Origin of the sequence: Paenibacillus jepli (assembly GCF_047238105.1) — a bacterium.
Lineage (GTDB): Bacteria > Bacillota > Bacilli > Paenibacillales > Paenibacillaceae > Paenibacillus_D.
The window spans coordinates 5,711,423-5,729,843 of record NZ_JBDFMD010000001.1; the positions used below are offsets into that span (position 1 = coordinate 5,711,423).

The 18,421-nt window shown below is 58.6% G+C and carries 12 protein-coding genes; 10 read left to right on the forward strand and 2 right to left on the reverse strand.

Annotated elements, in window-relative coordinates:
* Nucleotides 1-70: 70 nt before the first annotated feature.
* From ABC336_RS23925 to ABC336_RS23950, 6 genes are all read left to right on the forward strand, one after another.
* Complete coding sequence (locus ABC336_RS23925) at nucleotides 71-1,393, forward strand: extracellular solute-binding protein (RefSeq protein ID WP_413241039.1); 1,323 nt, start codon at nucleotides 71-73, stop codon at nucleotides 1,391-1,393.
* A 135-nt stretch (nucleotides 1,394-1,528) separates the two neighbouring features.
* Nucleotides 1,529-2,404 carry a carbohydrate ABC transporter permease gene (locus ABC336_RS23930; protein WP_413241040.1) on the forward strand — a complete coding sequence of 292 codons (876 nt, stop codon included), beginning with the start codon at nucleotides 1,529-1,531 and terminating at the stop codon, nucleotides 2,402-2,404.
* Nucleotides 2,405-2,420: 16 nt separating this feature from the next.
* Nucleotides 2,421-3,254, forward strand: a complete 834-nt coding sequence (locus ABC336_RS23935) for a carbohydrate ABC transporter permease (protein WP_413241041.1) — start codon at nucleotides 2,421-2,423, stop codon at nucleotides 3,252-3,254.
* 49 nt (nucleotides 3,255-3,303) lie between these two features.
* On the forward strand, nucleotides 3,304-5,139 hold the full coding sequence (locus ABC336_RS23940) for a cache domain-containing sensor histidine kinase (protein WP_413241042.1): 1,836 nt from the start codon (nucleotides 3,304-3,306) through the stop codon (nucleotides 5,137-5,139).
* Nucleotides 5,081-6,658 carry a response regulator transcription factor gene (locus tag ABC336_RS23945; RefSeq protein WP_413241043.1) on the forward strand — a complete coding sequence of 526 codons (1,578 nt, stop codon included), beginning with the start codon at nucleotides 5,081-5,083 and terminating at the stop codon, nucleotides 6,656-6,658. The genes ABC336_RS23940 and ABC336_RS23945 overlap by 59 nt, the downstream gene beginning before the upstream one ends.
* A 45-nt stretch (nucleotides 6,659-6,703) precedes the next feature.
* On the forward strand, nucleotides 6,704-9,055 hold the full coding sequence (locus ABC336_RS23950; RefSeq protein WP_413241044.1) for a glycoside hydrolase family 3 C-terminal domain-containing protein: 2,352 nt from the start codon (nucleotides 6,704-6,706) through the stop codon (nucleotides 9,053-9,055).
* Nucleotides 9,056-9,348: 293 nt separating this feature from the next.
* Here ABC336_RS23950 and ABC336_RS23955 read toward each other — a convergent pair whose 3' ends face one another.
* Nucleotides 9,349-10,578: an acetate/propionate family kinase gene (locus ABC336_RS23955; protein ID WP_413241045.1), complete on the reverse strand. Its 1,230-nt coding sequence runs from the start codon at nucleotides 10,576-10,578 to the stop codon at nucleotides 9,349-9,351.
* A gap of 359 nt (nucleotides 10,579-10,937) precedes the next feature.
* On the opposite strand from ABC336_RS23955, the gene pflB reads away from it, so the two are divergent.
* Nucleotides 10,938-13,214, forward strand: a complete 2,277-nt coding sequence (pflB, locus tag ABC336_RS23960; protein WP_413241046.1) for a formate C-acetyltransferase — start codon at nucleotides 10,938-10,940, stop codon at nucleotides 13,212-13,214.
* A 263-nt stretch (nucleotides 13,215-13,477) separates the two neighbouring features.
* Nucleotides 13,478-14,233, forward strand: coding sequence for a pyruvate formate-lyase-activating protein (gene pflA, locus ABC336_RS23965; protein WP_413242590.1), 756 nt, complete (start codon nucleotides 13,478-13,480; stop codon nucleotides 14,231-14,233).
* Between the two features lie 139 nt (nucleotides 14,234-14,372).
* On the opposite strand, the gene ABC336_RS23970 is transcribed toward pflA, so the two are convergent.
* Nucleotides 14,373-15,524, reverse strand: a complete 1,152-nt coding sequence (locus tag ABC336_RS23970) for a LysR substrate-binding domain-containing protein (protein WP_413241047.1) — start codon at nucleotides 15,522-15,524, stop codon at nucleotides 14,373-14,375.
* A 729-nt stretch (nucleotides 15,525-16,253) separates the two neighbouring features.
* Between ABC336_RS23970 and ABC336_RS23975 the strand changes: the two genes are divergently transcribed.
* Both ABC336_RS23975 and ABC336_RS23980 read left to right on the forward strand, forming a co-directional pair.
* Entirely contained in the window at nucleotides 16,254-17,306 is a 1,053-nt protein-coding gene (locus tag ABC336_RS23975) for an ABC transporter ATP-binding protein (RefSeq protein ID WP_413241048.1), read from the forward strand.
* 17 nt (nucleotides 17,307-17,323) lie between these two features.
* Nucleotides 17,324-18,421, forward strand: a complete 1,098-nt coding sequence (locus tag ABC336_RS23980; protein WP_487247464.1) for an ABC transporter substrate-binding protein — start codon at nucleotides 17,324-17,326, stop codon at nucleotides 18,419-18,421.

Genomic DNA, 18,421 nt, shown 5'->3' on the forward strand with positions numbered 1-18,421 from the left:
ATTTGATCGATTAACGGTTGAGTTCAAGTGATGTTTCCTAACACAAATCTCACGAAAAGAGGGTTCAGACATGAAAAAAACAAACACAGTCCGGGTCACGATGCTTTCGGCTTTAGTTGCTGTCATGGCTTTTGTAGCTGCTTGCGGCGGCGGAAGCAACAATAACAGCGCCGGCGGCGGCAATGAAGGCGGCAGCGGTGCAGGCGGCGAACAACAAGTAACGCTTACGATGATGCATCCTTGGACAGCTCCAAATCCGGATAACGATGTGTACAAAGCGCGGATCGCTGCATTTGAAGAAGCGAATCCAAACATCAAAATCGAACAGGACAGCGTAGCAGCTGCACAATACAAAACCAAGCTGTTCACACTTGCAGCAGCCAACAACCTGGCAGACATCAACGTCGTATGGCCTGGAGCCGACCTTGATCCGCTCGTCAACGGCAACCTGCTGCATCCACTGAATGATTACATGGATAACTGGAACGGTCTGGTTCGTGAAGGTTCTCTGGTCGGCTACAGCAAGAACGACAATCAGTATGCCATTCCTACCAAGCAGAACTTCGTAGATATTATCTACTACAATAAAGAACTGCTGGCTCAAGCCGGTCATGACACGTTCCCTGATACGTACGAAGGTTTTATCCAAATGATTAAAGATCTGAAAGCTGCAGGTATCACGCCGATCTCCTTGGGCAACAAAGAAAAATGGCCGCTGCAGTCTTCGTATATGTCCGTCATCACACAACGTTATGCCGGCGCAGACTTCCTGCAAAAGGTTGTGGACGGGGAAGCTGACTTCAATGATCCGCAATTCGTCCAAGCTGTTGCCGTCATCGACGAGCTGACCAAGCTGGAAGCATTCAACGTTGACGCCAACAACATGGATTCCGTACAAGCACAGGATTACCTGATCCAGGGCAAAGCGGCTCTGCACATCTCTTCGGCTACCGTAGACGGCCGGATCCGCATCAACAACGAAGAAGGCGACAAGTTCGGTATTGCATTGTTCCCGGCTGTAGAAGGCGGAGCAGGCGAGCCAGGCATCGCTGCAGGCGTATCCCAATTCGGCATCGCCATCAAGAGCGATCTGGACCAAGCCAAGCATGAAGCTGCTCTCAAGTTCATGGAGTTCTTCGTCAGCGAAGACCTGTACAAAGAACTGACAAGCGTCGGCATCATGATCCCTGCAGACATCGAGATTCCTGAGGATGCCAGCCCGTACCTGAAAGAGATGATGGAGCTGACGAGCAAAGGCTCTACGCCTGTATTCGACGCAGTCATCCCTACAGCGGCTGCCAAAGAGTTCGAGAACGGACTGCAAGCTTTGACAGTAGGCAGAGGCACGCCTGAAGGTGTAGCGCAAGACACGCAAAACGCACTGGGCCAATAATCCGGATTTCATCCACAGATCGTTTTGGCAGTATGGCTGCCGATACAACTACACACAAGCCCTAACCGAAGAAAACCCGGATGAACGGGTTTTCTTCGATTAGAAGGGCCTACTGGCAGAACAGGAGGACGCCTGATGCATACATTAAAACGGACGAAGTGGGCTATCTTTTTCGGTCTGCTTCCGTCATTGATCATCTATATCGGTATCGCTGTGGTGCCGATCGGTTTGTCGATGTACTACTCGCTGTTCAATTGGGACGGCATCACGGACAAAGTCTTTATCGGCTTCGATAACTTTACCAAGATTTTCGGAGACGACATCTTCTGGCTGTCCGTCAAAAACAATGTCATCATCATGCTGACCGGTCTGGTCGGACAAATCCCGCTCGGTCTGGCCATCGCTCTGCTGCTCAACCGGAGCCTCAAAGGGGCCGGCTTTTTCCGGACAGTCAGCTTCCTCCCGGTGGTCATCTCCTCGGTTATGGTATCCCTGATCTGGGGCATGATCTACAATACGGAGTACGGCTTCCTGAACGGTTTTCTCGGCTTGATCGGCTTGGAGAGCTGGCAGCGCAATTGGCTGGGGGATCCCTCCTGGTCGATGATCTCGATCAGTGTCGCGTACATCTGGCAGAACTTCGGCCTGTACATGATCATCTTCCTGGCGGCGCTGCAAAGTATCCCTGGCGAGGTCAATGAGGCGGCGGAGCTGGACGGTTCAACCGGCCTGCACCGGGTCTTCACGATTACGATCCCGATGATCCGCGCCACGATTCTAGTGGCTGTGGTCTACAGCATCAGTAACTCTTTCCGCGTCTTTGACCTGATCCAGATCCTGACCGGCGGCGGACCGGCGCATCAGACGGAAGTCATGACGGTCTATATGTACAACGCCGCTTTCATAAGCAGGCAATTCGGCTTCGGCAGTGCCGTGTCGATCCTGATCCTGTTATTCAGTCTGATTATTGTCTCGCTGGTCAATAAATTCGGCCGCGAAAAGGACGCCTAGGAAGGAGGAATTCCCCATGATGGAAAAAAAATCGCCTTTGGTTAGTATCGTTTCCTATCTATTTCTTGGCTTTGTAGCCATTTTCAATATTGTGCCTTTGTTCTTCATGGTTGTCGGTTCGTTTAAAACAGAGCAGGAGCATGCAGCCAGTCCTTTTGCTTTGCCGCAGGCGCTGCAATGGGAGAATTACTCCCGGGCCTGGGAAGTCGCCAATATGGGTACGTACTTCATGAACAGCTTGATCGTCACATTCGGCTCGCTTATCGTGACGGTGCTGCTGGGCGCGTTGGCAGCTTTCTTCCTGTCGCGTTTCAAGTTCAAGCTTAGAGGCTTCACTTACGCTTTGTTCCTGCTGGGCATGCTCGTACCGATCCATGCGACGCTCATCCCGATCTTCATGATCATGAAGAATCTGAACCTGCTGGATACCTACGCTTCCCTGATCCTGCCGTATACGGCATTTCACTTGTCGCTGACGATCTTCATCCTGGAAGGCTTCATGCGCGGTCTGCCCAAGGATCTCGAGGAATCGGCGGTAATGGACGGCGCCGGAATCTACCGGATCTTCTGGTCGATCATCCTGCCGATCACCCGTCCGGCGATGGCTACCGTACTGATCCTGAACTTCATCTACAACTGGAATGAGTACCTGTTCGCGCTCGTGCTGATCAGCAAGGAAGCGATCAAAACGTTGCCGCTGGGTATCGCCAGCTTCGTCGGCATCGAGACTGCAAGCTTGACGCTGCAGATGGCGGCCCTTACAATTGCACTTATTCCGATTATTATCTTCTACCTGCTGCTGCAGAAGCAACTGGTGAACGGAATGACTGCAGGCGCCGTCAAAGGCTGATATACAACCAATGATCAGCTGTGTCGGGCAAGAAGGGAGCTAACGGGATATGAAGCTGCGGCTGCTGCAGAACTTTGGGCTCAAACGCAAAGCGTTTGTCATCTTCCTGCTGCTGGTTATCTTCCCGACACTGGGAGTAGGCGTATTCGTACAAACCCAATTCAAGGACATCCTGCGCGAGCAATATGTCAATGCGACGATCCGTAATCTCGATTCCGTGGCCGGCCAGCTTGAAGAGCAGACGGCCCTGGTCGAGGATATCGCCAATTATCTGATCTTCAGTCCGGCGCTCAATACGTATCTCCGCCCGGGTGCGCGCGAGTATACGGATGCCACGGAACGGGCAAAGGATGATGTCGAGGGCTTCCTGACCTTCCACCTGATGTCCAAATCCTATATCCGTTCCGTCGACATCCGGGGCTACAACGGCAACAGCATCAGCATCGGCGAGCCGATCATGGCTGCCGAGGAGCCGTGGCTGCAGGCGGCAGCCAAGCGCCGAGGCGGTATCGTCTGGAGCGAAGGGTATAGCACCCAGAGCGGCTGGAGCAGGGAGATCCATGTGGTGTCCCTGTTTCGCGTTCTCAACGCTTATCCCAATATTACAAACCCCCAGGGTGATCTCATCATCCGGATGGATCAGGCGCAGATCGGCAGACTGCTGCAGAACCAGGTGTACCGCGAAGGCGGCAGCGTTCATGTCCTGAATCGCGAGGGCCATTATGTGCTTCAGTCGGAAGTGGAAGCGCCTCCGGGGTTCGAGCCTCATGAAGTATTAGCCCAGATGAAGCAGGCGGGGATCCGCTTCGCTACGGTGGAAGCGGACGGCAAGCCGTATCTTACGTTCACCCGGACGATGGATATGACGGGCTGGACGATCATCACTGCCGTGCCGGAGTCGTATGTCAACGCCCAGTCGGCCGGCGTCCGGATGGTGATGACACTAATCCTCGCCGTGGTGCTGCTGCTCGGGGTGCTGGCGCTGTTCGGCTTCCATTACACGATCATCCGGCCGATCATGCGTCTGAAGAATGAGACCAATCGGGTAAAGCTCGGCGACTATAGCGCGCAGCTGCCGGTTGATTCCCATGATGAGATCTCCGATCTCAACCGCAAGTTCAATGAGATGGTACTGACGATCAAAGAGCTCATCGAGCATAAGTACAAGCAGGAGCTGCGGGAGCGGGAGTCGGAGCTGCGGCTGCTGCAGCAGCAGATGGATCCGCATTTCTTATACAATACGCTGGATATGATCCGCTGGACGGCCCGGCTGGAGAAGGCAGGGAAGACGAGCCATCTCATCGAGACATTGTCGCGCTTCTTCCGTTCCAGCCTCGGCGGCGGACAGTACATGTCTACCGTTGGTCAAGAGCTGGAGTTTGTCCAGTCGTATCTCTATCTCCAGCAGCGCCGTCTGGGCGAGCGGTTTCAGTATTCGCTGTATATGGAGTATAATATTGCGGAGGTGCCGATGCTGAAGACGACGATCCAGCCGCTGGTGGAGAATTATATCAAGCACGGTGTCAGCCGCAAATCCGCGCACAATGTTATTGCTGTACGCTGTTATGCCGTGGCGGATGAGGTCTGGATTGATGTGCGGGACAACGGGCCGGGGATACCTGCCGAGAAGCTGGAGGCGATCCAGGCGATGCTGGAAGGCAAGCCGTATGTCAGCCAGGAGAGGTCCGGGGCGATTCGCAACATACACGAACGGTTATCGATCTACTTTGGGGAAGGCTACGGGCTGTCCGTCGTCTCCAGCACGCCGGCAGGCACAGTCTTGCGCTTGGTCATCCCCAAAACCAGCCGACGGGAGGGCGAAGAACATGAGCAACTTGCAGAGGCCGCAGGACCAAGTGATCCGGATGCTGATCGTGGACGATGAGCCGGTGATCTGCCAGGGCCTAAGGATGACGATCGACTGGGCTGCTATCGGCATCGAGGTCGTCGGAGAAGCTTATGACGGCGAGCAGGCGCTCGAGATGGTCGAAGCGCATCAGGTCGATCTGCTGATCAGCGACATCCGCATGGAGGGTATGAACGGGCTGCAGCTTGCCGAGCATCTGAAGGAGAGCCATCCGCAGACGCGCATCATCATTCTGAGCGGTTATGAGGACTTCGAGTACGCCCGGCAGTCGGTGCGGCTCGGAGTTTTTGACTATCTGCTCAAGCCTGTGGATGTCGATGCGCTGGTGGAGGTGGTGAAGCGGGTGTCGGAAGAGATCCGCAAGTCCCAGCGTTCGGGCACACGCGAAGAGGACCTCCTCTGGTTCACCGCTGCGGTCAGGGGTACGCCGTCCAAGGCGTCCCCGCCCGACCGCAGCCGGTGGCAGAGCGGCAGGCTGCGCATCCTCACGAGCCAGCTGGCGGCATTCGCAGAAGCTTATGCCGAGTTGTCTGCAGATGACTATGAGGCGCTGCTGGAGTCCTGGTCCGGGACGATCCGCGAAGGTCTGCAGACGAGAGGCATCCGCTCGATATCGGTCTTCGACAACCTCAACCTGCTGTACACGCTTGCCATTGATGAGGAAGACCGCGATGAAGCGTGGTGGCAGGCGGAGCTGGAGACGGTGATGGACGGCTGGCAGGGTATACAGCCGATGTACTGCGCCCTCTCGCCGGCCTTTGATCAGCTGGAGGAGACGACAGCGGCCTGCCGGGCGTCCCGAGCGCTGCTGTCCTATTATGTATTGGAGCGGCGTCCGGTGCTATTGCCCGCCTATCCGAAACAGCTGCGCCGTCAGCCGCTAGTTGAGTTCGATGATCAGACGTGGCTGCAGAGCGTGACGACTGCGCTGTTTGGCAAAGACGCTGCCGGGGTGCGGGCGCAAGTGTGCATGCTGTTCGACAAGCTCCAGGAGCAGCGGCTGCTGCTGCATGAAGTGGCCAAGGTCTATGAAGAGCTGATGGTGCTGCTGCGGCAGCGGCTGCGCCAGAGCGGACTCGGCGATATCGAGGCGAGCCGGCAGTCGCCGATCGACCTTTACTTGTACAATTCGTATGAGAGCATCCGCCAACTGGCAGGCAATGAAGTAGGCCAATTCATGGAGCTGGTCGATCGCGGCGCCCGGGAGAAGTCCAACTGGATCGCCGAGAAGGCGATCGGCTATATGCGGGAGCATTCCCGGACAGATCTCAAGGCTTCCGAGGTGGCCGCCTGGCTCAAGATTACGCCGAGTTATTTTAGCTATATTTTCAAGAAACACACGAGTAAGAGCTTTACGGAATATATGAATGAGCTGCGCATCGGCCATGCCAAGGAGCTGCTGGCGACGACCCATGACAAAGTGTTCGAGATCGCCGATCAGGTCGGCTACCGGGAGTACAAATATTTCGTCTCGGTGTTCAAATCGGTCGCCGGCATGACCCCGAAGGAATACCGTGCGATGACAGCCAAGGGTTAGCGCTGGTGAGCTAATATTCAGATAGTGGGAGATCAGGAGGGAATTATGAATATTTATCAAAATGCCGCTTATCCGATCGAACAACGCGTCGAGGATCTGCTCTCGCAGATGACACTCAAGGAGAAAGTCGGCCAGGTCAATCAGCATATGTATGGTTGGAATGCCTATACACGCAACGGTTCGGAAGTGGAGCTGAGCGAAGCGTTCAAGGAGCATGTCGCCTGGGGCGGCGGCATGGGCGCGCTGTATGGGCTGTTCCGTGCCGATCCGTGGTCGGCGGTTACATACAAGACAGGGATCCCGACAGCGGATAATGCCCGTTTCGCCAACCGGATCCAGCGTTATGTGAAGGAGAATACACGTCTGGGCATCCCGGTCCTGCTCTCGGAGGAATGCCCCCATGGCCATCAGGCGCTGGACGGTACGCTGCTGCCGGTGAACCTGGCTGTCGGCGCGACCTGGAATCCGGAGCTCGCTGAACAGGCCTATGCGATGGTCGCATCTGAGCTGCGGGCACGGGGCGCTCACCTGGGGCTTGTGTCGGCGCTGGATATGCTGCAGGAGCCGCGCTGGGGCCGTTCGGAGGAATGTTACAGCGAGGATCCGCATCTGGCTGCCCGTTTCACGACTGCGGTGGTCAGGGGACTGCAGGGGACGGAGCCCGGACAGCTGAAGGAGAATAACAAGGTCGCGGCGATTCTCAAGCATCTGTGCGCGCAAGGCGCCTGTCAGGGCGGCCACAACGCCGCTCCGGCAGCGATCGGCGAGCGCGAGCTGCGCGAGATCCATCTGCCGGCTGCACAGGCTGGCAGCGAAGCGGGAGCGGCGGGGTATATGGCTGCTTATAATGAGATCGACGGCATCCCTTGCCATGCCAATCCGGAGCTGTTGAACGGCATTCTGCGCGGGGAATGGGGCTTCGACGGCCTGATCATGGCCGACGGGACGGCGGTCGACCGGCTGCTGGCGCTGACCGGCGATCATCCTTCGGCGGCGGCGCTGGCGCTCGCCTCGGGCGTCGATCTGAGTTTGTGGGACAAAGCGTTCACGACGCTTGAGACGGCGGTTGAGCAAGGCCTGGTCGATCTGGCAGAGCTCGATCAGGCAGTGCGCCGGGTGCTGACATTGAAGTATCGTCTGGGCCTGTTCGACCAGCCTTATACCGATGAAGAGCTGCCGGCGCAGCGGGTCAAGACGCCGGAGGCGATGCAGCTCAATCTGCAGCTCGCACGCGAGGCGGCCGTCCTGCTCCGCAATGAAGAAGGCATCCTGCCGCTCGGGGCGGACAAGAAGCGGATCGCCGTGATCGGGCCTAATGCCGATCAGCTGTACCACCAACTCGGCGACTATACGAGTATCCAGGCCGAAGGCACAGGTGTAACGGTGCTGCAGGGCATCCGCGCGCTGGCACCGGAAGGTGCCGAGGTAAGCTATGCCCAGGGCTGCAGCGTCCGGTCGGATGACCGCTCGGGCTTCGCAGAAGCGGTCGCGGCGGCGTCCAGCGCCGATGTCGCCGTGCTGGTGCTGGGCGGCAGCAGCGCCCGGCGGTTCGACGAGGTGTTCGACAGCAACGGCGAGGCGATCATCGCCGACGGTCCGCCGTCCGATATGGACTGCGGCGAAGGCGTCGACCTTGCCGCATTGGAGCTCGGCGGTGTGCAGGAGGAATTGGTGCAGGCGATTGCGGCTACCGGGACGCCGGTCGTTGCCGTCATCATCCAGGGCCGTCCCCATGCGCTGACCGCCATCCAGCCGCATTGCCAGGCCATCCTGTGCGGCTGGTATCCCGGCACGGAGGGCGGTAGGGCGCTGGCCGAGATCCTGTTCGGCGCAGTCAACCCGAGCGGCCGGCTGCCGGTATCGCTGCCGCGTTCGTCCGCGCAGCTGCCGGTATACTACAACCGCAAGAATCTGGGCCGTTCCCGTCCGTACAAGGATATGGAGGAGACAGCGTTGTATCCGTTCGGCTACGGCCTGAGTTATACGACCTTCGGGTACAGCGGCCTTGGTGCGATGGTCGGGGACGTTGCTTCCGCTGCACAGAAGGCTGTGGCTGGCGAGGCGCTCGAGGTGCGCGCCGCCGATATCGAGTCAGGCGCGGCCGTGCAGGTGAACGTCGAGGTAGCGAATACAGGTGAAGTGGCAGGCAGCGAGACGGTGCAGCTGTATATCCAGGCGACGCGCTCGACAGTTACCCGTCGCCTCCTGGAGCTCAAGGCGTTCCGCAAGGTGGCTTTGGCGGCTGGCGAGCGGGCGACCGTGACGTTTGCGCTCGGCAAGGCGGAGCTGGCGATCTGGAACCGCGAGATGCGTTTTGCGGTCGAGCCTAGCCGCCTCCGCGTGCTGGTTGGCGCAGACGCCGCCAGCGCTCAGGAGCTTGAGCTGCGTTTGGTGTAAGTTGGAGGAGGGCCCCGGCCATGTTCATGTTGGTCGGGGCCCTTTTTGCGTTGGATGCGGACGCGGGAGGAGGGGCAAGGAGGGGCGGAAGCTGGCGTGGGAGAGGTAGTGGTAAGCGCCCCTCTGTGCCGCTGCAGCGTGGCAATCGCCGACGTGTACGGCTATTCATTGCCAAGCTTCTTAGGCTGGGCGGCAGAATGGAGCAGCGGATCTAATATAGTTTGCGAGGCGAACCCTAAGAAGCGCAGCAACCTTGCGGCTGCTGCGCTTCCCTGGACTGCACCAGCCACGCCCTACAGCGCAGGCTCGGCCAACCGATGCGGCTGCTCGTGCAGCAGCGCATTGGTCTGCTTGGCGATCATCCACTCCTCGTTGGTCGGAATGACCATGACGTAGACGCTGGAGTAGGGGGCGGAGATGATCCGGGCGCCGCTGCCGGCACGCTGATTGCGGTTCTCGTCCAGGGCCACGCCGAGATAGGAGAGGTTGCGGCAGATGCGGCTGCGCAAGGCTGCGCCGTTCTCGCCGACGCCGCCGGTGAAGATGATCGTGTCGAGCCCGTTCATGGCTGCGGCATAAGCGCCGATATATTTGCGGATCCGGTATTCGTACATCTCCATGGCCAACCGGGCGTCGGCATCGCCGGCTTCTGCAGCCTGGCTGACCTCGCGCACGTCGCCGCTTCGGCCGGAGACAGCGAGTAGACCGCCCGCCTTGTTAAGCATCGTACTGAGCTCGTCGCAGCCGAGCGATTCCTTTTTCATCAAGTAAGGCAGGATCGCAGCATCGATATCGCCGGTACGCGTCCCCATCATCAGTCCCTCGAGCGGCGTCATGCCCATGCTGGTATCTACGGACCGTCCCTCCTCGATCGCAGTGCAGCTGGCGCCGTTGCCGATATGGCAGGAGACGATCTTCATCTCGCTCAGCGGCGTCTGCACCAGCTCGGAGGCTTGTTCACAGACATATTCATGCGAAGTGCCATGGAATCCGTAGCGCCTGATGCCATGCTTGCGGTACCATTCCTTGGCGATCGGGTAGCGATATGCGCGTTCAGGCATGGTTTGATGGAAGGCGGTGTCGAACACCGCAACCTGGGGCACATGACCGAGCAGCTGCTCGACAGCGGTGATGCCCGTCATATGCGCCGGATTATGAAGCGGGGCGAGCTCATACAGATCGCGGATCTGCCGTTTGACCTGCTCATCGATGAAGGTCGCTGAGGTAAAGGTCTCGCCGCCATGGACGATACGGTGGCCGACGCCGTCGATATCCTGGAGGCTGCGGATCACGCCATGTTCAGGGTCGGTCAGTTTATGTAGCATCGCCTCCAAAGCGGCAGCATGGTCCGGCAAGGGCATCTGTTCGCTGCGTTCAGGCCCGTGCTGCCCTTGTTCTGTAATGAAAGACTTCGCAGTGCCGATGCATTCCATCCGGCCTTTCACCAGCATGGTCTCGGCGATCATGTCATACAGCTGATACTTGAGTGAAGAGCTTCCCGAATTGATGACCAGTATGTTCACATGTCTCTCTCCCATCGCTTGTAGTCGCAAGCCAAGCTGTCTTGGAGACAGCCCGCATGCGTCTGCGGCGCAGGAGGCAGCCAGCTATGAGCGGGGCATCCCGTACCGCAGCAGTATATCTTCTTTCATTACAACAAACCGGCGCTTCGGGGACTGTGATGTATGCCACAACTTTCAGTGACAGTTCAGGCACGGAACAGTGGATAAAAAGACATGTTTACATGTGATCATTTTCACATACATAGGGTGTCTTGGAAGGTAGACTGGAGTCAGTAAGGGAAATCACTAGCGCCGAGGGCTCCCGCCTCTCTTGAACAGGGCTGCGGAACCGGATGCGCGTAGCGAAAGGATGATTCAATATGGCGATGAAAGAAGCGGAGTTGAAGCCGCAAGCCGGTTCGGCGGCAGACGGGGCATGGCGCGGGTTTGCCGGGGGAGCCTGGCAGGATACGATTGATATCAAAGACTTTTTGGATCGCAATATACAGCCTTACGATGGAGACGAGATGTTCCTCGCGCCGCCTACGGAAGCGACCAGCAGTCTGTGGTCCCGGCTGCAGGAACTGATGAAGCTGGAGCGTGAACGGGGCGGTGTGCTTGATGTCGATGTGCAGACAGTCTCTTCGATCACTGCTCACGAGCCGGGCTACATCGATCGTGACAAAGAACAGATCGTCGGTCTGCAGACGGACGCGCCGCTCAAGCGGTCCATCCAGCCCTTCGGCGGCATCAAGATGGTTCTGGATGCATGCAAAGCCTACGGCTACGAACTGCCGGAGGAGATTGTCCACCTGTTCACCACCATCCGCAAAACCCATAACCAAGGCGTGTTCGATGTCTATACGGCAGAGATGCGCAATGCGCGCAAAGCCGGGATCATCACGGGGCTGCCCGACGCTTACGGGCGCGGTCGTATTATCGGCGATTACCGCCGGGTCGCGCTGTACGGGGTGGACCGGCTCGCTGCGGGCAAACGGCAGGAGCTCAAGGAATTGGAGCGGGAAGCGATGACCGAGCCGGTCATCCGCCTGCGCGAGGAGCTCTCCGAGCAGATTCGTTCGCTGCAGGAGCTGGAGCAGATGGCGGCAGCTTACGGCTACGATATTAGCAAGCCGGCCAACACGGCGAAAGAAGCATTTCAGTGGCTGTACTTTGCTTATCTCGGCGCCATCAAGGAGCAGAACGGAGCAGCGATGAGTCTCGGCCGCGTCTCCAGCTTCCTCGATATCTATCTGGAGCGCGATCTGCGGGAAGGGGCATTGAGCGAGCTGGAAGCCCAGGAGTTGATGGATCAGTTCGTCATGAAGCTGCGAATCGTCAAATTCCTGCGGACCCCGGATTACAACGAGCTGTTCAGCGGCGATCCGACCTGGGTCACCGAGTCGATCGGGGGTATGGCGGATGATGGCAAGAGCCGGGTCACACGCAGCTCGTACCGCATCCTGCATACGCTCTACAACCTGGGACCGGCGCCGGAGCCCAATCTGACGGTGCTGTGGTCGGAGAGGCTGCCTGAGCATTTCAAGAACTACTGCGCGCGGGTGTCGATCGAGACCAGTGCCATCCAATACGAAAATGACGACCTGATGCGGCCGATCTTTGGCGACGATTACGGGATCGCCTGCTGCGTCTCGGCGATGCGGATCGGCAAGCAGATGCAGTTCTTCGGCGCCAGGGCCAATCTAGCCAAAGCGCTGCTCTACGCCATTAACGGAGGGGTTGATGAGAAGCTGGGCCTCCAGGTGGGTCCGGCGGAGCAGCCGCTCGCCGGCAGCAAGCTGGACTTCGAGGAGGTCATGGCACGCTATGACCGGGTGATGGATTGGCTGGCGGAGCTGTATATCCAGACGCTCAACGTCATTCATTACATGCATGACAAGTATGCGTATGAACGGCTGGAGATGGCGTTGCATGACCGCGACATCCTGCGGACGATGGCGTGCGGGATCGCCGGTTTGTCAGTCGCTGCCGACTCGCTTAGTGCGATCCGCTATGCGACTGTGCGTCCTGTAAGGAACGAGCAGGGCATCGCTGTCGATTTCGAGATCGAGGGTGAATACCCGCAGTACGGCAACAACGATGCACGTGTTGACGAGATTGCGGTACGGCTGACCGAGTCGTTTATGGCCAAGCTGCGCAAGCACAACACTTACCGGGATGCGGTGCCGACGATGTCCGTGTTGACCATCACCTCCAACGTGGTGTACGGCAAAAAAACGGGCAGCACGCCGGATGGACGCGCCGCAGGCGTACCGTTCGCTCCGGGCGCCAATCCGATGCACGGGCGGGATCGCAAAGGGGCGCTGGCTTCGCTGGCCTCAGTCGCGAAGCTGCCTTACGACAGCTGTCAGGACGGCATCTCCAACACCTTCTCCCTGATCCCGAAGGCGCTGGGCAAAGAACCGCAGACGCGGATCAGCAATCTCGTCTCGCTGCTGGATGGTTATGCTGCCGACTCGGGACATCACCTCAACATTAATGTATTCGACCGCGAGCAGCTAATCGATGCGATGGAGCATCCGGAGCAATATCCGCAGCTGACGATCCGGGTGTCGGGCTATGCGGTCAACTTCATTAAACTGACGCGCGAGCAGCAGCTTGATGTGATCAACCGGACGTTCCACGGGCAGGTGTAGGGGGAGAGAGGGCTGTTTCTGCAGTCAAGAACATCGGGGACAGCCGTCGGCTAGCGTCGCAGGGCGGGCGGCTGAAGACAGGATACAGAGGGAAGTAAGTATTTTGCAATTTATAAGAGTTTATATGTTTCACACAGGTTCTAATACCTGTTCGGCGTATCTCCATCAAAGCCTTTTACACGTGCTGGCAAGCTGCAGCCTTGGAGGGGATGGCGCAGACAGCAACAGTGGCGCCGTGCGCCGGGGGAATGGAGGCGGTCATGATGGCCAAGGGACGGATACATTCGATGGATACGTTCGGGACGGTAGACGGGCCGGGGATACGGTTTGTATTGTTCATGCAAGGCTGCGCCTTGCAGTGTCAGTTCTGCCACAATCCCGACACCTGGGATACGGCAGGCGGGACAGAGGTGACGGTGGAGGACGTGCTGGCGGAGATCGAGCCTTATATCAGCTATTACAAGCGTTCCGGAGGCGGCATTACGGTCACAGGCGGCGAACCGACCTTGCAAGCGCCTTTCGTCGCCAGGCTGTTCCGTGAATGCAAAGCGCGCTGGGGGTTGCATACAGCGCTGGACTCCTCGGGGTTCTGCGAGGCGAGCAATGCCGCTGAGTTGCTGGATGCGACCGATCTGGTCCTGCTTGACCTGAAGCTGATGGATGAACTCCGCCACGAGCGGCTGACAGGCCGGAGCAACAGCAGGATCCTCCGCTTCGCTCAGCATTTGTCGGCGATCAATAAACCGGTGTGGATCCGCCATGTGCTGATCCCGGGCCTGACAGATGGCGAGGATGATCTGTATAATCTGGGGCGCTTCGTTGGAGGGCTCGCTTCGGTGGCCAAGCTGGAGCTGCTGCCCTATCACCGGATGGGCGTCTACAAATGGCGGGCGCTGGGCCGCGACTATCCGCTCGCGCATGTGCGCGAGCCGGAGGTTCATGAGGTGGAACAGGCGATGCGACGGATCGACGAGGGAAGGTGCGCGGCCGAAGGCCGGCACGCCCTGCGGTCGGGGTGAGTCGGGAGGAGAGACAACTGCTTGCTGCAGGCGGCGAGGCTAGTGGAGTTGCTGCAAGGGAAGAAAGGTTCGTTGCGGCAGACGGCCTCCTACAGCCGGGATCTGCCTGCCAGTACCGCTAAGAAGCTGCAAAAGCCAGTCATGGCGCTTGCAGCTCTTCCTGCTGGCGGACGAGCTCGAGGAAGGCGCTCATCTGCGGCGACATCCAGCGTTCGGGATGGTAGCAGGCATAGATCATGCGCTTTGGATGTTCGCCCGGAAGCGGAGCGCAGGCCAGGCGGCCGGAGGCGATTTCTTCGCGAATCGCCATGTGCGAGATGAAGGTGACGCTCTTGCCCAGCACAAGGGAGCGCTTGATCGTCTCCAGCGAATCAAGCTCCATCCCCCGCTGCAGCTCGATGCCATGAACTGCGGCCCAGCGGTCCGTCATCTCGCGGGTAGTCGACTGCTGGCCGTGGAATAGAAACGGATAGGCCGCGATGTCCTCAGGCGCTGGCTGGGTTAGTGCGTACCCTTCGGCTCCCGCGTCGCCTTCCAAGTCCGCTACTTGGATGGTTCTTCCGACAAGCGTGTGGTTCGCTGCTATCTCATCAGCTGCTTGTCGCGCAGAGGCGGTTGTCCCGTCTTCTGCCCCGGCGGCCACCCGGTCTGCTGATGCGACAAGTGCGTCGTTCGCTGCAATCGCGTCGGAAGCCAGTCGGAGATGGCTGTCCGTTTCAACATCTGCTTCTCCCCCGGCGGCCACCTGACTGGTTCGTACGGCGAGCGGGTGATCTGCCGCGAACGCCACGACCAGCCGGTCCGCGCACAGCGGCTCGCAGTGCAGGCTATCGCCCTCTGTGTGCTGGGCAGAGATGAAGCCGAGGTCGATCCGGCGCTCGGCCAGCAGCTGCCGGATGACCGGCGCTGTCCGGATGGTCAGCCGCACTTCCACTTCCGGATAGGTCTCGCGGAAGCGGTGAATCCATGCTGGCAGCAGGTAAGTGCCTGCTACGTAGCTTGCTCCGATATGGAAGGTTCCCCGATCGGGCGACCGCTGCTCAGCCATGACCCGGCCAGCCTCCAGACCCAGCGAACGGATCTGCCGGGCATAGTGGAGCAGCGCTTTGCCAGCACGCGTCAGCTCATACTTGCCGCCGTTCATCTCGAAGAGGGGGACGCCGTATTGCTCCTCCAGACTTTTCATGTGAAACGTAATCGTCGGTTGCTTGACGCCCAGGGCGCCAGCGACGGCGGTTATTTTTTTGTGCTTGTCGAGCAGGACAAGGATGTCCAGTTTGATAAAGTTCACGGTTGGATCGCCTCCAGGGCTTTGTTCAAAGACGGCGTATATGTTTCACCTAACTACTTGGCTTGTATTTCTCCGACAAAGCCGCACGTCCTGGAAGGACGAAGAAAGATCAGCATAACCAGGAATCGGTCGTTGAGCTGCAACGCACTTTTCTTCCCTTAGAGCGTCGGAGTCGGCCGTCCGCCTAGCTGCAACGCACTTTTTTTCCCTTAGAGCGTCGGAATCGACCGTCTGCTGAGCTGCAACGCACCGGCCCACTTGCCGACCGAACGGACACAGCAGACGTTAATTCGACCATGGATAGGTTTTTAGATGAACTTGCGGACAGAGGATACGCTATCGGCCTGGGGAGGGCGTCCGATGCGCCTAAAACCAGCAAATAACGGATCGTGTGTCCGCCACCCCAGCATTCTGCAGGTTTTGTTCCAAATAGGCGCTATCGTGTCCATACTGCGGTTGCATTCGATCGAGTCCGCGGCTTGGACTCTCAACGTGTCGTACTGCGGTTGCCTCCTCTGATCCCGCCCCAGCGGCGAGGGAGTTTAGTCTGTGCGAGGGGGATCCGCAGCTTCACAGTCAAGGTCATCCAGATTATAGATTATCTCTATGCGATTGTATATAACTTAATAGTTTATTTAATAAACACTTAACACTACGAAAATATCACGCAGATGAAAGGGGGCTATGCTTAAACAAGCAAGTGAAGATGAGAAAGGGGGAACAGCACATATGCAGATAACATTAAGCGGCGTGACCAAGTCATTCGACGGAGCCACCGCGCTGCATCCGCTGGAGCTGAACATCGCGTCAGGATCCTTCACCACCTTGCTGGGTCCTTCGGGCTGTGGCAAGACGACCTTGCTGCGGCTGATCGCCGGCCTGGAACAGCCGGACAGCGGCATGATCCGGATCGGCGACCGCATCGTCTGCGATACCGCGAGAGGCATCATCCTGCCGCCTCAGCAGAGAGAACTGGGGATGGTGTTCCAGGACTTTGCGTTATGGCCGCACATGACTGTCTACGAGAATGTCGCCTTCGGGCTCAAAGCCCGCGGCCGGCGCAAGGAAACGGCGGCTGGCGTCGCGGAGGCGATCGAGGCCGTACGGCTGAAGGGTTTTGAGAAGCGATACCCGCATCAGATCTCGGGCGGGCAGCAGCAGCGGGTGGCGTTTGCCAGGTCAATCGCTGCCCGGGCCGGCCTGATCCTCTTCGATGAACCGCTCAGCGCCCTGGACGCCATGCTGCGGGACGAGATGCGCGAGGAGCTCGTCCAGATGGTGCGGGAGCTGGGGCTGACAGCCGTCTATGTCACGCATGACCAGACGGAGGCGATGGCGATGTCCGACACGATCATCGTCATGCAGCAGGGCAAGGTACTTCAGAGCGGCGAGCCGGAGGTGATCTATCATACGCCGAGCCATCCGTTCGTCGCCCAGTTCGTCGGCCGCTCCAACTGGATCGAGCCGGATCGGCAGATGGTGCGGCCCGAGCATGTCAGGTGGACAGCCAGACCGGGCGATCGCCTCTTCGAAGGCTGTATCAGCCGGGTCTCTTATCTGGGAGACCGCTACGAGGTAGCGGTGCAGCTGGATAACGGGACCATCTGGACGGCTTACCACCATGAACGGTTGGCCGTCGGCGGAACTGTGCAGTTGGGCGTCGGGGAACATCACATTCACACGCTGGCAGACGGCCCCCGGCAAGCAAGCTCAACAACCGCTGAAACCGCAACAACTGTTATACCAGGGCAACACCAACTCAGGGAGGTTATGAATCGATGAATACGGCAATGAATCACATGGCAAAGACGAGAACATGGCGGTGGTCGCTGGCGTTGCTGCTGCTATCCAGCAGCTTGCTCAGCGCTTGCGGCGCAGCAGGCAGCAGCAACAGCAGCACCAATGCAGCCGCCAATGCAAATAGCACTACAGGCGCCCCAAGCGAAACTACGGCTGCCGAGCAGCCTGCCGAGCAACCTGCTGCGCCATCGGGCAAAGTCGTCGTCTACACGGCCGGGCCGGAAGGACTGGCTGCCAAGATCCGCGAAGGCTTCGAGGCCAAGTATGGCGTCACGGTCGAGCAGTTCGACGGGACGACAGGCAAGGTGCTGGGCCGTCTTGAGGCAGAGAAGGGCAACCCGGTAGCCGACGTAGTCGTCCTGGCCTCGTGGCCATCGGCGATGGCGATGAAAGCCGAGGGCTGGACGCAAGCCTACCCGGAAGCGGCGCAGGCAGACAAGCTGCAGCCGGACTGGGTCGACAGCGACCGTCATTTGTTCGGCTACAGCGCATCGGCGCTAGGGATCACTTACAACACGAAGCTGGTCGATGCGCCGCCTGCCGTCTGGTCCGAACTTACCGACGAGCAGTGGAAAGACGTCGTCAACATCCCTGATCCGTCGCTGTCGGGCTCGGCGCTCGACTTCATCTCCGGTTATCTTAACGACCAGGGCGATGAGGACTGGAGCCTCTTCGAACAGCTCAAAGCGAACGGCGTAGCGATGGCCGGCGCCAACAAAGAAGCGCTCGATCCGGTTATCACCGGGGCCAAGAGCATCGTCATGGCTGGTGTCGACTACATGGCATATAGCGCCAAAGCCAAGGGTGAACCGGTCGACATCGTCTATCCCGAATCCGGCACGGTCATCAACCCGCGGGCAGCCATGATTATGAAAACTTCTCCGAATCTGGACAATGCCCAGCTATTCATCGATTACTTGCTCTCCGACGAAGCCCAGGCGCTGGTCACAAGTGCATATCTGCTGCCGGGAAGAGCCGATATCAAGGCCGACAATCGCGTCAACACCGAGGACATCAAGCTGCTGGACTACGACTGGAACTGGATGAGCGAACAGGGCGAAGCGATCAGCGCGCGCTTCCTGGAGCTGTTCAAGTAA